This window comes from Nonomuraea sp. MG754425 (assembly GCF_021699195.1).
GTDB lineage: Bacteria > Actinomycetota > Actinomycetes > Streptosporangiales > Streptosporangiaceae > Nonomuraea.
Genome location: NZ_SSXE01000029.1, coordinates 34,459 through 51,161, shown reverse-complemented (window position 1 = coordinate 51,161; position 16,703 = coordinate 34,459). Strand labels below are relative to the sequence as shown.

Genomic DNA, 16,703 nt, shown 5'->3' with positions numbered 1-16,703 from the left:
CGCCGCACCCCGCGAAACGTTCACGAAGGAGCATCCGAGATGCCATTGGCTCTGTTCGCGCTGATGATCAGCGCGTTCGGTATCGGCACCACCGAGTTCGTCGTCTCCGGCCTGCTGCCGGAGATCGGCCGCGACATGTCCGTCAGCCTCTCCACGGCCGGCCTGCTGATCTCCGGGTACGCGCTCGGCGTCGTGGTCGGCGGCCCGATCGCCACCGCGGCCGGCACGAAGCTGCCGCGCAAGGCCATGCTGCTGATCCTCATGCTGCTGTTCATCGCGGGCAACCTGCTCGCCGCCGTCGCCCCCGGCTACGGGATGCTCATGGCGGGCCGCATCCTGTCCGCGGTCTGTCACGGCGCGTTCTTCGGCATCGCCTCGGTCGTGGCGGCGGACCTGGTGGGGAGCGCCAAGCGCTCGCGGGCCATCTCCATGGTCTTCACCGGCCTGACCGTCGCCAACGTGGTCGGCTCGCCGCTGGGCACCTGGGTCGGCCAGGGCTACGGCTGGCGCGCCACGTTCGTCATGATCACTGCCATCGGCCTGGTCAGCCTGGCCGGCGTCGCCTTCCTGGTGCCCAGGCAGCCCCAGGCCGAAGGCGCCAGTCTCCGGCGCGAGCTGGCGGTGTTCGGCCGGTTGCAGGTGTGGCTCGCCTTCGGCACCGCGGCGATGAGCATCGGCGCGCTGTTCGCCGCCTACAGCTACGTCGCCCCGCTGATGACCGAGGTGGCCGGCTTCTCGCCCGGCTCGCTCACCCTGCTGCTGGTGCTGTTCGGCGTCGGGCTGGTCATCGGCAACCTGCTCGGCGGCCGGTACGCCGACCGCGCCCAGTTGCCCACCCTGTACGTCTCCATCGGCCTGCTGACGGTCGTCCTGGTCGCCTTCACGATGACCGCACACGCCCGGTTCCCCGCCGCGATCACGCTGATGCTGCTCGGCGGAGCCGGGTTCGCCACCGTTCCCGGGTTCATGACCCGGGCGATCGACAAGGCGGACGGGGCGCCCACCCTGGCCTCGGCCGCCGCCGCCTCGGGCGCGAACCTCGGCATCTCCATCGGGGCCTACCTCGGCGGGCTCACCATCGACGCGGGTCTCGGCTACACCTCGCCCGTCTGGGTCGGCGCCGGCATGGCCGCCCTGGCCCTGGTCATCACGGCCGCGTCGGGCGCGCTGGAGTCGCGCGACCGCCGCCGCCAGGGGGCGGCCCTCGCCCCGGCCGTACCGGCGCCGTGAACCCCGGGGCCGCCTCACGGGGCGGTCCCGGCTGAGCGTCAGTCGGTCGTGGCGGGCCGCCTGCACCGGTCGAGCGCCGCCGCGACCAGCTTGGCGACCTTGTCGGCGGTGGCGTACCCCCGGTCGCGGCCCTGCGAGGTGATCGACACCGAGACGTTCGCCAGGGTGAAGACGACCTTGGTGCTGTAGACCGGGGTGCCGCGCCAGACGATGCCCGTCCGGCCGGTCTGGCTGTAGGCGCCGTCGCCGATGTCCGGGCCCTCGCGGAGCTTGGTGCCGGGGGTGCGTTTGGGCTCGTCGCGCATGAACTTCACGGCCTGCTCGTGCATCATCGCGGCGGTGGACGCGCTCGGCGCCCGATACGCCATGATGGTCAGCACCGCGAAGTCGTCGCCGCGCCAGGAGCAGCTCGACTCCACCAGCCAGTGGCGCTTGGCCGACTGACCGACCAGCGAGCGGGCCTGCGCGGCGGTCAGCAGGTCGCACGCCTCGAACTCGCCGACGAGCGGCACCGCGCTCGGACTGCCGCTCGGACTGCCGCTGGGCGTGCCGACCGGCACGGACGGGGTGAAGGTGCTGCGGGGCGTCAGCGCGTAGCCGAGCAGCCGGGTGACGTTCGGGAAGAGCAACGGCACCACCACGACGCCCGCGGTCACGACCAGCACCACCGCCAGACCGGCGGCCAAGATGATCTTGGAGCGGCGGCGGCGCGGCCGGCTGTTGCGGGTGGTCGGCTCCGGCCGGCGGCCCGGCGCCGCCCATCCGGTGTTGACGACCTGGACGCCGCCCTCGGCGGCCGTCGCCGGGCCGCCTCCCTGGGCACCGGTCCGGTGCTCGCCCTGGGCGATGGCCGCCAGCAGGCCGCTCGCCTGGTCCGGCGGGCACCGGCGTCCCGGATCCTTGTCCAGGATCGCGGCCAGCACCGGCGCGAGCGGCCCCGCCAGCCGGAACGGGGCCGGTTCCTGCATCAGCACCGCCGCCAGCACGGCGGCCTCGTTGTGGCGGGAGAACGGCGGCGCGCCCTCGACCGCCGTGTAGAGCGTCGCGCCGAGCGACCACAGGTCGGCGGACGGGCCGTCGTTCTCGCCGCGCAGCCGCTCGGGGGCGATGTAGCCGGGCGAGCCGCTCAGCAGCCCGGTCTGGGTGAGCGCGACGTCACCGGCGATGGTCGCGATGCCGAAGTCGGTCAGCAGCACCCGGCCGTCGTCGGTGAGCATGACGTTGGCGGGTTTGACGTCGCGGTGCAGGATGCCCGACGCGTGCGCGGCCGACAGCGCCGCGATCATCCGCAGGCCGATCTCGGCGACCCGGCCGGGGGGCAGCGGGCCGTCGTCGCGGACGACCCGGTCGAGGGAGCGGCCCCGTACGAGCTCCATGACGATCCAGGGGCGGCCCTCGTCGAGCACCACGTCGTGGACGGTCACGATGGACGGGTGGTCGCGCAGCGCCGCCGCGGCCCGCGCCTCGCGCAGCGTACGGTCGGCCATCTCCGTCCGCTCCGCCTCGTCGAGCCCCGGCGGGAAGCGGACCTCCTTGATCGCGACCTCCTGGCGGAGCAGCTCGTCGGCGGCCCGCCAGACCGTGCCCATCCCGCCCTTGCCCAGCTCCGACAGCAGGCGGTAGCGCCCCGCGAGCAACGTCACCGCGTCGACTCCCCGATCAACCGTCGTCTCCTTGTCGCCGGTGCGTACGGGCAAATCAGATACTAAGCCGCAAGAGACAACAGCGTCACCGATTCATCACCAAAGGTCACCCCCAAAACGCGCCGAGGTCCCGCGCCCTGGCGGGCGCGGGACCTGAGCGGGAGGGGGTGGAGGGGGCTTACGGGGTGGATCCGGGCCGCGCGGCGGCGACCCTGCTCCATCCGTACTTTTCGTGTTGGCTCATGAGCGAAGAGTAAGCTCGCGGCCGGCCGGGAGTCACCAGGTCATGCGCTCTGGGTAGCGCACGTATTTGCAGGTCCGCGCGAGTGCTCAGGAAGAAGGCGCTCGCGGTGCGGCCGAGCCGGGGTCACTCCTTGAGGCTGCGGAGCATGGGGGGATGGAGCAGCTCGACGGGGCCCCGGCGGTAGAGCTTGGCGGGACGCCCCCCGTCGCGGGTCGTCGTGCCGCCCGTCTCCACCAGGAAGCCCTCCGCCTTGGTGACCTTGCGGTGGAAGTTGCGCGGGTCGAGCTGCCTGCCCCACACGATCTCGTACACCCGGCGCAGGTCGGCCACCGTGAACTCCGGCGCGCAGAACGCCGCGCCCAGCGGCGTGTACTCCAGCTTGGCCCTGGCCCGCTCGATGCCGTCGAGCATGATGCGCCGGTGGTCGAAGGCCATGACGGCCAGGGAGTCGATCGGCTGCCAGCTCATGTGGGCCTGCTCCGAGGCGGGCAGGTCGGGGGCCAGGCCCAGGTAGGCGACGCTGAGGACACGCTGGCGGGGGTCGCGGTCGGGGTAGCCGTACGTCTGGAGCTGCTCCAGGTGCACCGGCGCGCCCGGGAGACCGGCCCGTTCGGACAGGATGCGGTGGGCGGCGGCGGGGAGGTCCTCGTCGAGCTGGATGAAACCGCCGGACAGCGACCAGCGGCGCAGGAACGGCGGGTTGTCGCGGCGCCACACGAGGGCGCACAACGTCTGGTTGCGTACGGTGAGCACGACCAGGTCGACACTGACCGGGACGCTCGGAACCATGGGGGGCACGTTACACGCAGGAGGGGGCGGCCAGCGAACCACGCGCCGTGCCCGTCAGGTGACGACGCGCACGTGCAGCGGCGTCGTGGCCGACTGCCCCGCCGGCGTCTTGACGCCGATCCGCACCCACTCCCCCGGCGGCACCTGCGCCCAGTCGAACGGCACCCAGGCGGTCACCATGCCCTCGGGCAGCTCCTCGTCGATCGGGTCCTCGTCGAGCCAGCCCACGGCCGACACCACCATCTCCGTGCTCCCTCCCGACCAGGTGACGGTGACGGTGCCGTCCTTGAGGTGGTAGCCGCGCAGCTCCAGGCCGTCCTGGATGTCGCGGGCGCGGCGGATGGCGTCCACGGCGATCGGGCGCTTCCAGTCGCGCAGGATCTCCTTCTCCAGCGACGGCTCCCCGCAGGTCATGAAATCGCTCCACATGTAGGAGACGATCTTCTGCACGTACCGCCCGGCCATCGTGACCGCCTGGTCCAGGCGCTTCTTGTCGGTCTTGCCGCGCGTGCCCGACGGGGCGCAGGGCTGGTCGCCGGACGGCTCGAAAGCCTCCACGTTCGCCCACAGCTCCACGTGGAAGCCCTGGTCGATCAGCTCCTCGCGGGCCGTCGCCATCTCCCGGTAGTAGTCGCGGGTGGACCCGTGGTACGCCGTGTCGTACGACGCCTCCCCCACGGCGGAGCGCAGCCGCTCGTCCACCTCGCTCCTGCGCTCGTCCGGCCAGAACAGCCCGACCTTGCCCGTCCCCCGGCTGTCCTGCGGGGCGATGATCCCGACCCCGGTCTTCACCAGGGCCTTGAAGCCCTCGGCCACCTGCTTGGGCGTCTGCCCGAACGCGACCCGCTTGCGCGCGTCGAGGTAGGGGCTGATGAGGATGGGCTTGCCGAGTTCCTGCTCGACGATCGTGTGCTGGTCGGCGTACACCTCCAGCGTCGGGTTGCCAGCCAGCGTGTGCGACATCTGCACCTCGAACGGCTGGTAGACGCCACCCAGCGAGTCGCGGCCGGCGAAGCGCACGCCGTAGTCCTGGAGGATGCGCCGCGTCAGCGTGGTGAGCGTGCCGAGGTGCCGCTTCTCGGCCCGGATCTTCACCTTCGAGTCGCGCGGGGCGAGCGGCAGCGCGGGGAAGACCCGCATGCCGAACTGGTCGCCCAGGTCCAGCAGCTTCTTGAGGCTGTCCTGCGGCGAGCCGGCCACGAGGATCAGGTCGTACGACCTCGCCTTGCTGCTGAAGTCGCAGGTGGCGTCGTCGGAGCCGTCGGGCTGGGTGATGAGCCGGTAGTAGGTGCGCTTGCCGACCTCGATGGGGTGCTCCATCTGCGGGCAGCGGAACAGGTCCGGGCCGAACGACTCGTCGGTGCGGTAGGCGTACACGCGGCCGACGCGGTTGCCCGGGTTGGCCTCCCGCAGGTCGCGGAGGGCGGCGTCGTAGCAGGTCAGGCCGTCTTCCTCGCACGGCTCGTAGAGCGGGTCGGGCTCGCCGTCCTTGAGCACCTCGCCGGAGCCGGAGACGGTGCGGAACTGCAGGCCGTAGCCGATCCTGATGATCGTGTCGCCGCCGACGCGGTGGATCTCCTGGAGCTGCTTGCGCCAGGTGCAGGGGTTCGTCTTGGGGGTGATCCAGTAGCCGGTGACCGCGTACGGGGCCTTCTCGTCCGTGTCGAACGTTCCACACGGGTCGGTGAACTCGCTCACCATCGGCGTCGGGTCGGTGCGCGACGGCTTGGGCGCGGCCGACTTGGAGGCCACGGGATCGGGATCGCCGGACGGCAGGACGATGACCACGGCCGCGACCACGGCGACGATGGCAACGCCCACGACCAGGAAGAGCCAGCGCACGTTCAGGAACCTACTCCGCCTCGGTGATTACGGCTTGACCCCGGCCCAGGACTCCAACTGCGTGACGAACCGCTTGGCGGAGTTGGGCCAGTGGTGGTTCGCACGGGCCGCCGCGTAACCCCGCGCGCCCTGCGCCCGCCGCTCCCGTACGTCGTCGCGCAGGGTCAGCACGGCCTGCGCGACCGCCTTGGGATCCTCCCACGGCACCACGACGCCGCTGTCATACCGCTCGACCAGCTCGACCGCGCGCGGCGAGGGCGTCGTGATGACGGGGATGCCGTGCGCCATGTACTCGACGATCTTGGTGGGCATGGAGTGCCGGTAGTTCGGCTCGTCGTGCAGCAGTGACAGGCCGGCCAGCGCGCCGTCGAGCCGCTTGAGCGCCTCGTCGTTGGGCATGAAGTCGCGCCACTCCAGCAGCCCGTCGGTGACGGCCTGGTTGAGCATGGGCCGGCTCTGCGGGTCGGCGTACCCGATCAGCTCCACGGCGACCCGGTACGGCTGCAGCAGCTTGGCCACCTCGACCGCCTCGAACACGCCGCGGGCCCTGGACAGCCACCCGAGATAGACGATCCGGTCGTCCCCTGGCGGGCTGACGGAGTCGGGCACCCAGGTCTCGTTCGGCACGATCAGGTGGGCGTCCTTGAACCGGCCCGCGTACGCCGTCTCGGCCAGCAGCAGGTGCAGGTGCCGCTCGGCGGTGCCTTCGAGCACGCGGGCGAGGAAGCGCACCGGCGGGCGCAGCGGCGACGGCAGCCACGGCTTGAGCGAGAGCGTGGCCGGGGTGTCCTCGTGGACGTCCCACACCACGGGCGGCCGGTTGCGGACGCCCCACACCGCGAACAACAGCTCGGGGTCGTGGATGAGGACGAGGTCGACCTTGTGGCGCATGCGCTTGAACAGCCGCCGCGCGGCCCACACCGCGGACATCCGCTTGCGCTGGGCGGCCCGGGGCAGGTCCACTCCGTTGACCCACGGTCTGGGGACGACGCCGTGCGCGCTGAACGACGCGGCGTACGTGACCTCATGACCGGCATCCACAAGGGCACGAATCTGCCGATGCAGAATTCTCGCGTCCTCGGGGTTATGCACCACCGTCATGACGAGCACGTGCACTGCGCGCAGCCCTCCGTCGCTACAGCCGCTCGACGCGTTCACCCTCGGCGAGGACGCCGCGGGTGTCCAGCACGAGCGTGGCCTTCGCCTCGACCATGTCGAGGTCGAACGCGGCGTGCTGCTGAAGCAGCAGCGTCACGTCCGCGTTGATCACGGCCTCGGCCAGATCTTCCTCACGCGGCACCGGGGTGCCGTCCACCGCCCACTCCTTGACGTACGGGTCCGCGAAGGAGAGTTCCGCGCCCAGCTCCAGCAGCGCGCGCGCCACGGGAAGGGCCGGTGTCTCACGCTCGTCGGCGATATCCGGTTTGTAGGTGACGCCGAGCATAACCACTTTCGCGCCATTTACCGCCATCTTATGGCGATTGAGCAGACGCTGAACGCGGGCCACCACGTAGGACGGCATGCGCTCGTTGATCTCCTGCGCCAGCTCGACGAACCGGAACGGGTAACCGAGCTTGCGCACCGTGTACGACAGGTACGACGGGTCGACCGGAATGCAGTGCCCGCCGACGCCGGGACCGGGCAGGAACTTGTGGAAGCCGAACGGCTTGGTGGCCGCCGCGTCGATGGCCTCCCACAGGTCCACGCCGAGCTCGTCGCAGAAGATCGCCATCTCGTTGACGAGGGCGATGTTGACGTGGCGGTAGGTGTTCTCCAGCAGCTTGGCCATCTCGGCCTCGCGGGTGCCGCTGACCGGCACCACCTGCTCGATGAAGCGCCCGTAGAACGTCGTCGCGCGATCGCGGCAGGTCAGCGTGTAGCCGCCGACGACTTTGGGAGTGTTGCGCAGGCCGAACTTGGGGTTGCCCGGGTCGATCCGCTCCGGCGAGAAGGCCAGGTGGAAGTCCTCGCCCGCGGTCAGCCCGGAGGCTTCCAGCAGGGGCCTGGCCACCTCGTCGGTGGTGCCGGGCCACGTGGTGGACTCCAGCACGACGAGCGTGCCCTTGCTCAGGTTGCGCGCGACAGCCTTGGTGGCCCCTTCCACGGCGGACAGGTCCGGCCGGTGGTCCTCGTCGAGCGGGGTGGGGACGCAGATGACGATCGTGTTGCTCTTGGCCAGCACGGCCTCGTCGAGCGTGGCGCTGAACCCGTTGGCCAGCATGTGCTCGAGGTCGGCGTCGGTCAGGTCATCGATGTAGGACTGTCCGGCGTTGAGCGCGGCAACCTTGGCAGGATCCACGTCAAGGCCGACGACCCGCAGGCCAGCGCCCACAGCCTCCTTGGCGAGAGGCATGCCGACGTAGCCCAGGCCGATGACAGTCAAGTCGATTTCTGTCACAGCGGTGCCTTTGGGAGCCGGAAACAACACTTCATGGTGGCAAAGGCTATCTCAAGTCCACCTAGCTCACGCCTAATGCGACCGAACCCATCGTAAGTGACATCAAGATTCATGGTCATCATTCGGCAAGCGACCGGTATAGAGCTTGATAAGTCTCGGCCACGCGGCTCCAGGTCCGCTTCGCCGCCACTTCCGCCCGGCCCGCCTCGCCCATCTCGGCGCGCTTGGCGGGATCCTCCCTGAGCCCCGCGATCGCCCTGGCCAGCTCGGCCGGATCACCCGCGGGCACCAGCATCCCGGCCCCGTCGGAGCCGACCAGCTCGGACAGCGCGGGCAGGTCGCTGAGCACGACGGGCTTGCCGAGCGCCATCGCCTCGACCGGTTTCAGCGGCGTGACGAGCCGGCAGACCCGCAGATCCTCGCGCGGGCAGGCGAAGATGTCGATGGCGTCCTGGGCCTGCAGCGCCTCGTCGGGGCCGACCCGTCCGGGCAGGATCGCGTCGCCCAGCCCGAGCTCCTCCACCAGTTCCAGGAGGTTCGGACGCTCGGTGCCGTCGCCCACGATGAGCACGCGTACGGGGGTGCGCTCGTCACGCAGCAGCGCGGCGGCGCGCAGCAGGGTGGCGAAGCCCTCGTAGGCCACGATGCTGGACACCGAGCCGACCACGATCTCGTCGTCGGCGATGCCGTACTCGCGCCGGAACGAGGCTCCGTCGTACTGGGCCGTCAGCAGGGTGTCGTCCACCGCGTTGGGCGCCAGGCGGATCTTCTCCCTGGGCACGCCACGCTCGACGATCTCGGCGGCCATGGTCTCGGCCAGCGTGACGACGGCGTCGGCCTCGCGCATCAGGAACGCCTCGCGCTCGCGCTGGAGCACGTGCCGCTCGCTGCCGACGCGGATCGGGTCGCGGGAGGCCCAGGTCTCCTCCAGGAAGCCGCGCACCTCGTACACGAACGGGGTGCCCGTGCGGTCGCGGACGGCGTGCGCGATGGAGCCGTTGCGGTGGTCGGTGGCGGCGTGCAGGACCTGCGGGCGCAGCTCGGCCACCAGCTTGGTGACCCGGTCGGCGGCCCTGATGATGCGCCCCTGGGTCTCGAACGGCATCTCGCCGTGCGGCTCGGGCAGCAGCCGGTGGTAGGGAATGCCGTCGATCTCGTCGTACGGCGCGGCGTCCGCGTGCCCCTGCAACATCGGCCAGCCCCAGCTCGTGACCACGTGCGGGTCGATCCCGGCGGCCTTCTGGGAGCTGACGATGCGGTGGGTGCGGACGGTGTAGCCGGCCTGCGTGTACGGCAGGGCGTTGGTGACCAGGTGCAGGACGCGGTTCTGGACCCGCTCCAGGATGGCCACCTTGGTGCCCGGCGGGATCGGGTCGGGGCTGATCGCGGCCAGCTCACCCCGGTAGTAGGCGGCCCTGCGCTTGACGAACGGATACTTGGTGTGGGCCTCGAGCACGGCGGCGGCCTCGGCGACCCGGCCGGCGTCCCAGTGCTCCTTGGCCTCGTTCCAGGGGCCCTTGACCACGCGCATGCCGAACTTGCGCACCATGCGCCGGGCCCTGCGGGCGGCCGGCCAGGCCACGCTGCCGACGATCGGGCGCAGCTTGGGCGGCAACGTGTCGGCGGCGGCCTGGGCCACGCGGACGGGGTCGGATCTGACCTTCGTCATCACCACGCGGGAGACGATGATCGGGTGCTGGACGAAGCCCTTGAGAAGTCCACCGACGCCGGCACGGGCGGACTTCGCGGAAACCCCGGCACTTGTACGGGAGGAGTCTTGACGACTGGCGTCGGATGCCACGCAGGGACCGTACCATAGGCAACGTTTTTTCCCTTACGCTATGAAAGGCGAGGTCAATGAGGGAGAACCCCCTGGTCCTGCACGTTTTGGGCGCTCGTCCCAACTTCGTGAAAGCGGCCCCGGTGGTGCGGGCACTCGGCGAACTCGGCGTGCGGCAGGGCATCATCCACACCGGTCAGCACTATGACGCGCTGATGTCCGACGTGTTCTTCGCCGATCTCGGACTGCCCGAGCCGGTGGCGAATCTGGGCGTCGGCTCCGGCAGCCACGCCAAGCAGACCGCCGCCCTGCTCGTCGGCCTGGAGGAGGTCGTCGAGGAGCAGGCTCCCGACCTGGTCGTGGTGTACGGCGACGTCAACTCGACGCTGGCGGCGATCCTGGTCTGCGCCAAGCTCGGCGTGCCGACCGCGCACGTGGAGGCGGGGCTGCGCTCGTTCGACCGGGGCATGCCCGAGGAGGTCAACCGGGTCGTCACCGACGCGCTGGCCGACCTGCTCTTCGCCACCTCGCCGGAGGCGCTGGCGTTCCTGGCGAACGAGGGCGTGCCCGCGTCCAAGGTGCACCTGGTGGGCAACCCCATGATCGACAGCCTGTTCTCCGCGCTGCCGTCGCTCGACCCGGCCCCGGTCGTGGCCCGGCTCGGCCTGCCCGAGCGCTACGCGGTCGCCACCCTGCACCGTCCCGCGAACGTGGACACCCCCGAGGCCGCGCGGGAGCTGGTGGACGCGGTGCTGGAGGTCTCGCGGCAGGTGCCGGTCGTGGTGCCGATCCACCCGCGCGGCAAGGCGCGGCTGGCCGAGGCCGGTCTCGTGGACGACGGCACGATCCGCGTGATCGACCCGCTGGGTTATGTGGACTTCCTCTCACTCGTGCGCGGGGCCGCGCTGGTCGTCACGGACTCCGGCGGCGTCCAGGAGGAGACGACGATGCTGGGCGTCCCGTGCCTGACCGTCCGGCCCAACACCGAGCGGCCGATCACGATCACCCACGGCACGAACCGCCTGGTCACGCCCGCGCTGCTGCCGGCCGCCGCGGAGAAGGCGCTGGCCGACGGGGCGGCCACCCCGGCCGGTGAGCTGCCCGTGCTCTGGGACGGCAAGGCCGGGCCGCGCATCGCGACGGTGATCGCCTCCTGGCTCAAGGGGGACAACCTCGCGCCGGCGTCTCAGAGCAAACGCCCCGAATAACCGCCACAGCCGCCGTACTATGACATACCTCCGCTGAGCGATAGGCGTACCACCATGGCCGAAACCCCCGAACAGCCCGCTTACCAACGGCTCGGGCCCGTGAACTGGCTGCCCGAGGAGCGCAAGCTCGTCGAACGGTACGAAGCCGAGGTCAGGGAGCTGCGACGGCGGCTGGAGGTGGCCGAGGCCAAGGCCGCGTACGCCTCCTGGAAGCTGGAGGCCACGCAGGCCAAACGCACGTTCAAGCTGGGCGAGGCCCTGGGCTCGAAGAGCCCGGGGAAGATCGTCGAGGCGGTGCGGTCCAAGCAGCGGGCGCCCAAGCCGCCCGTCCCCGTCACCGAGGTGATCGAGACGGCCGGCAACCGGCCGCCGCTGGTCGAGGTGCCGCCCGCCAAATGGCCGAAGGGCCCGGTCACCCGTCCCGACCTGAAGGTCGCGGTGATCCTCGACGACTTCTCCCGCATGGCCTTCCGCTACGAGTGGGACCAGATCGAGTTCGGGCTCAAGGACTGGCCGGAGATCTTCGCCGAGAAGCGTCCCGACCTGCTGTTCTGCGAGTCGGCCTGGCACGGGAACCAGGGCCGCTGGCGCTACCAGATGACCGGCACGAACGCCCCCAAGGAGCCGCTGCGCGACCTGGTGGCCTGGTGCAGGAGCGAGGGCATCCCGACGGTCTTCTGGAACAAGGAGGACCCGCCGAACTTCGACTTCTTCATCGACACGGCCAAGCTCTTCGACTACGTGTTCACCTGCGACGGTGACATGCTGCCGAAATATCGGGAAACTCTGGGCCACGACCGGGTGGACGTGCTGCAGTTCGCCGCCCAGCCCCGCGTGCACAACCCGATCCAGCAGAACAAGGGCCGGCTGCACGACGTCGTCTTCGCCGGGATGTACTTCCGCGACAAGCACCCCGAGCGGCGCGAGCAGATGGAGACCGTGCTCGACCCGGTCAGGGAACTGGGGATGCACATCTTCGCCCGCAACGGCGAGGTGGACGAGAAGTACGCCTGGCCGGAGAAGTACCGCCCGCACATCGTGGGCGAACTGCCCTACGACCAGATGCTGGCCGCGTACCGGATGTACAAGGTCTTCCTCAACGTCAACTCGGTGCTCGACTCGCCGACCATGTGCGCGCGGCGCGTCTTCGAGCTGTCCGCCTGCGCGACGCCCGTGGTGTCGGGGTGGTCGCGGGCGATCGAGGAGACGTTCGGCGAGCTGATCCCCATCGCGCGTGAGCCGATCGAGTCGTACAACCAGGTCCTGCACCTGATCAACAGCCCGGAGCTGCGGGCCAGGATGGGGCACCTGGCGATGCGCGAGGTGTTCGACAAGCACCTGTTCTCGCACCGCGTCGACCAGATCCTCCAGGACCTCGGGCAGCAGGTGACGTCCCGGTCACGCTCGATCACGGTCGTGCTGCCCACCAACCGCGCCTCCCAGATCGAGCACGCGATCTCCTCGGTGGCCAAGCAGCGCCACCGGCCGCTGCAGCTCGTCATGGTGCTGCACGGGCTGGACATCGACCCCGTCGTGGTGGCGGACAAGGCTCGCATGGCGGGCGTCTCCGACGTCACCGTCCTGCCCGCCGACGCCTCGCTGTCGCTCGGCGCGTGCATGAACCTGGGCATCGCCGCCGCCGAGGGCGAGCTGATCGCCAAGATGGACGACGACAACCTCTACGGGGAGCACTACCTGTCGGACCTGGAGCGCTCCTTCGACTACTCCGACGCGGAGCTGACCGGGAAGGGCGCGCACTACGCGTACTTCGAGGGCAGCAACACCACGATGCTCCGGCTGCCGGGGCTCGAACACCGCTACTCGTGGCTGGTCCAGGGCGGGACGTTCCTCGGGAAGGCCGAACTGTTCCGGGCCTACCCGTTCGCCGACATCACGCGGGGCGAGGACACCCACCTCGTACGGCGGCTCAAGGAGGACGGGGTCAAGATCTACTCGGCGGACCGGTTCAACTTCGTCTACTGGCGCAGCGCCGACACCTCGATGCACACCTGGCAGGCCGACCACATCAAGCTGACCAGGAACGCCCAGTTCTCCTTCGTCGGCCGCCCGGACGACCACGTCCTGATCTGAGCCCGGGGGATCCTGACCGGCCCCGAGCCGGCCAGGCCGCCGCCCCCTGGCTCCCCGCGGACCAGCGGGGTCATGCCGTCGCGCGGACCAGGTTCTGGTCGGCGAGGTCGGCGAGCTCGTACAGGCCCTGCGGCTTGACCCGCTGCCCCACCACCAGCATGCTCATGATCAGGTTGCCCCGCCTGATCATGACCGAGCCGATCTGCGCGTTCTGCTTGTCGCCCGCCGCCGTGGTCAGGTAGGCCCGCGACTGGTCACCCTTGGCGGGCATGTCGAGGGTCTTCGTCGTGTACGTGATCTGCGTGCCGCCCACGTCGGCCGTGTAGTCGGCGCACTGCTGCGGCAGCGGCTCGGGGAAGGCGGCCGCCGGCAGCGACACCACCGCCTGCGTGATCGAGCCGCGGTCCGCGGAGAAGGCGACCACTGCGGCGGGCGACTCGGCGACCTCCGGCTTGGCGGCGTCGAGTTGGGCGGCCCCCGCGCACTCGGGGTGCTGCGCCTTGGCCTGGCGCAGCGCCTCCATCCCCTGCTTGGTGGACTTGAGCGAGCCGAACGCGCCCGTCTCCGGCCCGTACGCGACGGTCATGCCCTTGGGCGCCGGCAGCAGCGCGGCCCGCAGCTTGACGCTCGCGGCGGCCGTCTGGGCGGGCGGCGCGGAGGCCGCGGGCGACTTGGGCTCTTCGGCGGCCGAGCACCCGGCGAGGACCAGAGTGCTCAGAAACAGGCCGGGAATGACTTTGTGCATGGCCGCTCCATTTCACTACATCGACATTGACCAAAACGCTAGAGGAAGCCGGGAGCGAGACACCGAGTAACGTCGCTATTCACGGGATTAAGCGGCTTTACGAGTGATTCCCGATTCGCCGTCCGGCTACTACCTGGGCCGATGCGGACGACGGCGATGCGACCCGGCAAAGCGGCATTCGCGGTAACAGGGTGCGCAAAATGTTCCCCGGGACGCTGCGCGGTCCGATGCGGCATTTCTCCCCGCTGCTGATGATCGCGGCATGAGCTTGACTGCGCACGCGCTCGGCATGGACGCGCCCATTTCCCGCCGCGACTTCTTCGACGGCATCGCCGTGAGCTGCGTGGCGGCCGGCACGTCCGCCGGGCCCTGCGACCGGCCGGACGCGTTCACCGTCCGCGGGGACACCGGCGCGGCGCTCGGCGTGCCGCACGCCCTGCGTGACGGCCGGTTCTGGGAGTACGCGGGACCTCCCGTGCCCACCGGCGAGAGCTACGACCTGGTCGTGGTCGGCGGGGGACGCGGCGGGCGGAGCGCGGCGGCCGAGTGGCTGCGCCGCCGTCCGCGGGCCGGCGTGCTCGTCCTCGACAACCACGACGAACTCCCCGGCGACCCCGGCGGGCTGGACGGGCCGGAACCGTTCGACGCGGTGATGTGCGACCAGGAGAGCTTCGGCACGGACACGCTGGTCACGACCACGTCACCCGGCTGGATCGACCGGCTGCCGATCGCCGCGCGGGCGCGGCGCGACCTGAGCGCGCTGCACGACGACCCGCCCGACTGGTTCCCCGGGCTGCCGGCCGCGGCCAAGCAGGAGCGGCTTGCGGGGCTGACGTACTCGCAGTTCCTGCGCGAGGTGTGCGGCGCGCACCAGGACGTGGAGCGGTTCTCCCGCACGATGTCGTGTCCAGAGTGGGGCTACGACACGCGGGCGTTCGGCGCGATCGACGCCTGGGGCACCGGGTACCCGGGGTTCGGCGGGCTGGGGCTGAGCCGGGACGAGCCGTCCCGCTACAACTCCCCGACCGTGCGCCGGGGCTGGCACGGGCCCGCGCCGGCGACCGCCGTGCCGCCGGTGGACGGCCGGGCGCGGGTGCGCGCGGGCAGCCCCGTGGTGTCCGTACGGGACGGCGTCCGGTCCGCGACCGTGGGCTACTTCGACGGCGACCAGGTGCGCACCGTGGAGGCCGGGGCGGTGATCCTGGCCTGCTGGAGCGCGGTCGTGCCGTACCTCGTGCCGGACCTGCCGGCCGAGCGGGGGCGGGCGCTGCGGCGGGCGACGCGGGTGCCGCTGCTGCGGGCCACCGTACGGCTGCGCGACGCGGCGGCCTGGCGGCGGCTGGGCGTGCGGCGGGTGCGCTGGACGGGCGCGTACTGGAACGTGTGCGCGTTCGCGCCCCCGGACACGGTGCGGCTGCTGGCCACGCCGTGCCGCTCCGAGCTGGGGCCGGACGCGGGCTCGGCGGCGGGCCGGCGCGACCTGCTCGGCACGCCGTACGAGGCGCTGGAGCGCGGTGTCCGCGACCAGCTCGCCCGGCTGCTCGGCCCGGCCGGCTTCGACCCGGGCGGCGGCGTCGCGGCGATCACGGTGCACCGGTGGGGGCACGCGCTCGCGCCCGAGTACTGCCGGCCGTGGCACCCGTTCTACCCGGACGGTCCGCTCCCGGCGGACGCGGCGCGCGGCCGGTTCGGCCGGATCGCGATCGCGGGCTCCGACTCGGCGCCCGCCGCCGGGCCCGCCGCCCGTGGTGAGGCGGCCGTGCTGGCCGCGCACCGGGCGGTCGAGGAGTTCTTCGGGGAGGCGGGACGATGAAGCGGCTGTGGTGGCGGATCTTCGCGACGGGCCTCGTGCTGTGGCTGGCCACCGTGGTCGTGACCGCGTGGACCGGGAACTCCAACCTGGTGCCGACGGTGGTGCTGTTCGGCAGTTTCCTGGTGCCGGTGACGTTCGTGGTCTGGGCGTACGGGCGGGGGCGCTCGCCCGAGGTGACGGTCGAGCGGCTGTTCGTGGCGTTCGTGGTGGGCGGCGTGCTGGGCGTGCTCGGGGCGTCCCTGCTGGAGAGCTGGCTGATCCGGCCGTCGGTCATCATGTACCTGCTGGTCGGGCTGATCGAGGAGGGCGTCAAGCTGGCGGCCCTGATGTTCGTCACCCGGCACATGGTCCGGCGCGCGACCAGGGACGGCGTGGTGCTGGGCGCGACCGTCGGCTTCGGCTTCGCCGCCTTCGAGAGCGCCGGCTACGCCTTCAACGCCCTGTTCACCGCCGACGGCCTGTCGCTGGCCCAGCTCGTCGAGACCGAGGTGCTGCGCGGCATCCTGACCCCGGTCGGGCACGGCCTCTGGACCGCGATCGCGGGCGGCGCGCTGTTCCGCGCGGGCGGCCGGCTCACCGCGCCCGTGGTGCTGACCTACCTCGGGGTCTCGCTGCTGCACGCCATGTGGGACTCGATGAGCGCCATCGCGATCGCGATCACGCTCGTGCTGACCGGGCAGCCCTGGCAGTTCGAGCTGCTGCGCATCGGCCGGGTGCCGCACGTGACGGAGTGGCAGGTGCACGTGTACACGCTGGTGAACTGGGGTGGACTCATCGTGATCTCGCTGGTCGCGCTCGTGTGGCTGTGGGCGACCGTCGTGTCGGGGCGCCGCGACCGCAGGATCTTGTCCCAATAATCACGGTAATGAACGCCTTCCTCCCACTGCGCCGGAAGCATAATCGGTGCTAGTCTCCTGTGC

Annotated in this window: 12 protein-coding genes; 5 read left to right on the top strand and 7 right to left on the bottom strand. The window is 71.1% G+C overall.

Annotation, left to right across the window (positions count from 1 at the left end):
• Positions 1-39 precede the first annotated feature (39 nt).
• Positions 40-1,230: an MFS transporter gene (locus FAF44_RS13155; RefSeq protein ID WP_237103392.1), complete on the top strand. Its 1,191-nt coding sequence runs from the start codon at positions 40-42 to the stop codon at positions 1,228-1,230.
• Positions 1,231-1,268: 38 nt separating this feature from the next.
• On the opposite strand, the gene FAF44_RS13150 is transcribed toward FAF44_RS13155, so the two are convergent.
• From FAF44_RS13150 to FAF44_RS13125, 6 genes are all read right to left on the bottom strand, one after another.
• Entirely contained in the window at positions 1,269-2,873 is a 1,605-nt protein-coding gene (locus FAF44_RS13150) for a serine/threonine-protein kinase (protein WP_237103391.1), read from the bottom strand.
• 367 nt (positions 2,874-3,240) lie between these two features.
• Positions 3,241-3,906, bottom strand: a complete 666-nt coding sequence (locus FAF44_RS13145; RefSeq protein ID WP_237103390.1) for an NUDIX domain-containing protein — start codon at positions 3,904-3,906, stop codon at positions 3,241-3,243.
• A gap of 54 nt (positions 3,907-3,960) precedes the next feature.
• On the bottom strand, positions 3,961-5,748 hold the full coding sequence (locus FAF44_RS13140; RefSeq protein ID WP_237103389.1) for a DUF4434 domain-containing protein: 1,788 nt from the start codon (positions 5,746-5,748) through the stop codon (positions 3,961-3,963).
• A gap of 27 nt (positions 5,749-5,775) precedes the next feature.
• Positions 5,776-6,864: a glycosyltransferase gene (locus FAF44_RS13135; RefSeq protein ID WP_237103388.1), complete on the bottom strand. Its 1,089-nt coding sequence runs from the start codon at positions 6,862-6,864 to the stop codon at positions 5,776-5,778.
• A 19-nt stretch (positions 6,865-6,883) separates the two neighbouring features.
• Positions 6,884-8,131 carry a nucleotide sugar dehydrogenase gene (locus FAF44_RS13130; RefSeq protein ID WP_272894442.1) on the bottom strand — a complete coding sequence of 416 codons (1,248 nt, stop codon included), beginning with the start codon at positions 8,129-8,131 and terminating at the stop codon, positions 6,884-6,886.
• Positions 8,132-8,264: 133 nt separating this feature from the next.
• A complete protein-coding gene (locus tag FAF44_RS13125; protein WP_237103404.1) occupies positions 8,265-9,815 on the bottom strand; it encodes a glycosyltransferase family 4 protein in 1,551 nt (516 codons plus the stop codon).
• Between the two features lie 188 nt (positions 9,816-10,003).
• On the opposite strand from FAF44_RS13125, the gene wecB reads away from it, so the two are divergent.
• On the top strand, positions 10,004-11,134 hold the full coding sequence (gene wecB / locus FAF44_RS13120; RefSeq protein WP_237103387.1) for a non-hydrolyzing UDP-N-acetylglucosamine 2-epimerase: 1,131 nt from the start codon (positions 10,004-10,006) through the stop codon (positions 11,132-11,134).
• Between the two features lie 54 nt (positions 11,135-11,188).
• Positions 11,189-13,225: a glycosyltransferase gene (locus tag FAF44_RS13115; protein ID WP_237103386.1), complete on the top strand. Its 2,037-nt coding sequence runs from the start codon at positions 11,189-11,191 to the stop codon at positions 13,223-13,225.
• Positions 13,226-13,295: 70 nt separating this feature from the next.
• Here FAF44_RS13115 and FAF44_RS13110 read toward each other — a convergent pair whose 3' ends face one another.
• Positions 13,296-13,970 (bottom strand): hypothetical protein, encoded by a 675-nt coding sequence (locus FAF44_RS13110; protein ID WP_237103385.1) that lies wholly within the window; start codon positions 13,968-13,970, stop codon positions 13,296-13,298.
• Between the two features lie 262 nt (positions 13,971-14,232).
• On the opposite strand from FAF44_RS13110, the gene FAF44_RS13105 reads away from it, so the two are divergent.
• Together FAF44_RS13105 and FAF44_RS13100 are read left to right on the top strand one after the other, a co-directional pair.
• On the top strand, positions 14,233-15,783 hold the full coding sequence (locus FAF44_RS13105) for an FAD-dependent oxidoreductase (RefSeq protein ID WP_237103384.1): 1,551 nt from the start codon (positions 14,233-14,235) through the stop codon (positions 15,781-15,783).
• Positions 15,780-16,640, top strand: a complete 861-nt coding sequence (locus tag FAF44_RS13100) for a PrsW family intramembrane metalloprotease (protein ID WP_237103383.1) — start codon at positions 15,780-15,782, stop codon at positions 16,638-16,640. Before FAF44_RS13105 ends, FAF44_RS13100 begins: the two co-directional genes overlap by 4 nt.
• Positions 16,641-16,703: the final 63 nt, after the last annotated feature.

What these genes read in the sequence shown, in the direction of transcription:
- FAF44_RS13125 (WP_237103404.1), bottom strand. Translation starts at nt 9,815, where the DNA reads ATGACGAAGGTCAGATCCGACCCCGTCCGCGTGGCCCAGGCCGCCGCC.
- wecB (WP_237103387.1), top strand. Translation starts at nt 10,004, where the DNA reads ATGAGGGAGAACCCCCTGGTCCTGCACGTTTTGGGCGCTCGTCCCAAC.
- FAF44_RS13115 (WP_237103386.1), top strand. Translation starts at nt 11,189, where the DNA reads ATGGCCGAAACCCCCGAACAGCCCGCTTACCAACGGCTCGGGCCCGTG.
- FAF44_RS13155 (WP_237103392.1), top strand. Translation starts at nt 40, where the DNA reads ATGCCATTGGCTCTGTTCGCGCTGATGATCAGCGCGTTCGGTATCGGC.
- FAF44_RS13110 (WP_237103385.1), bottom strand. Translation starts at nt 13,970, where the DNA reads ATGCACAAAGTCATTCCCGGCCTGTTTCTGAGCACTCTGGTCCTCGCC.
- FAF44_RS13145 (WP_237103390.1), bottom strand. Translation starts at nt 3,906, where the DNA reads ATGGTTCCGAGCGTCCCGGTCAGTGTCGACCTGGTCGTGCTCACCGTA.
- FAF44_RS13100 (WP_237103383.1), top strand. Translation starts at nt 15,780, where the DNA reads ATGAAGCGGCTGTGGTGGCGGATCTTCGCGACGGGCCTCGTGCTGTGG.
- FAF44_RS13105 (WP_237103384.1), top strand. Translation starts at nt 14,233, where the DNA reads ATGAGCTTGACTGCGCACGCGCTCGGCATGGACGCGCCCATTTCCCGC.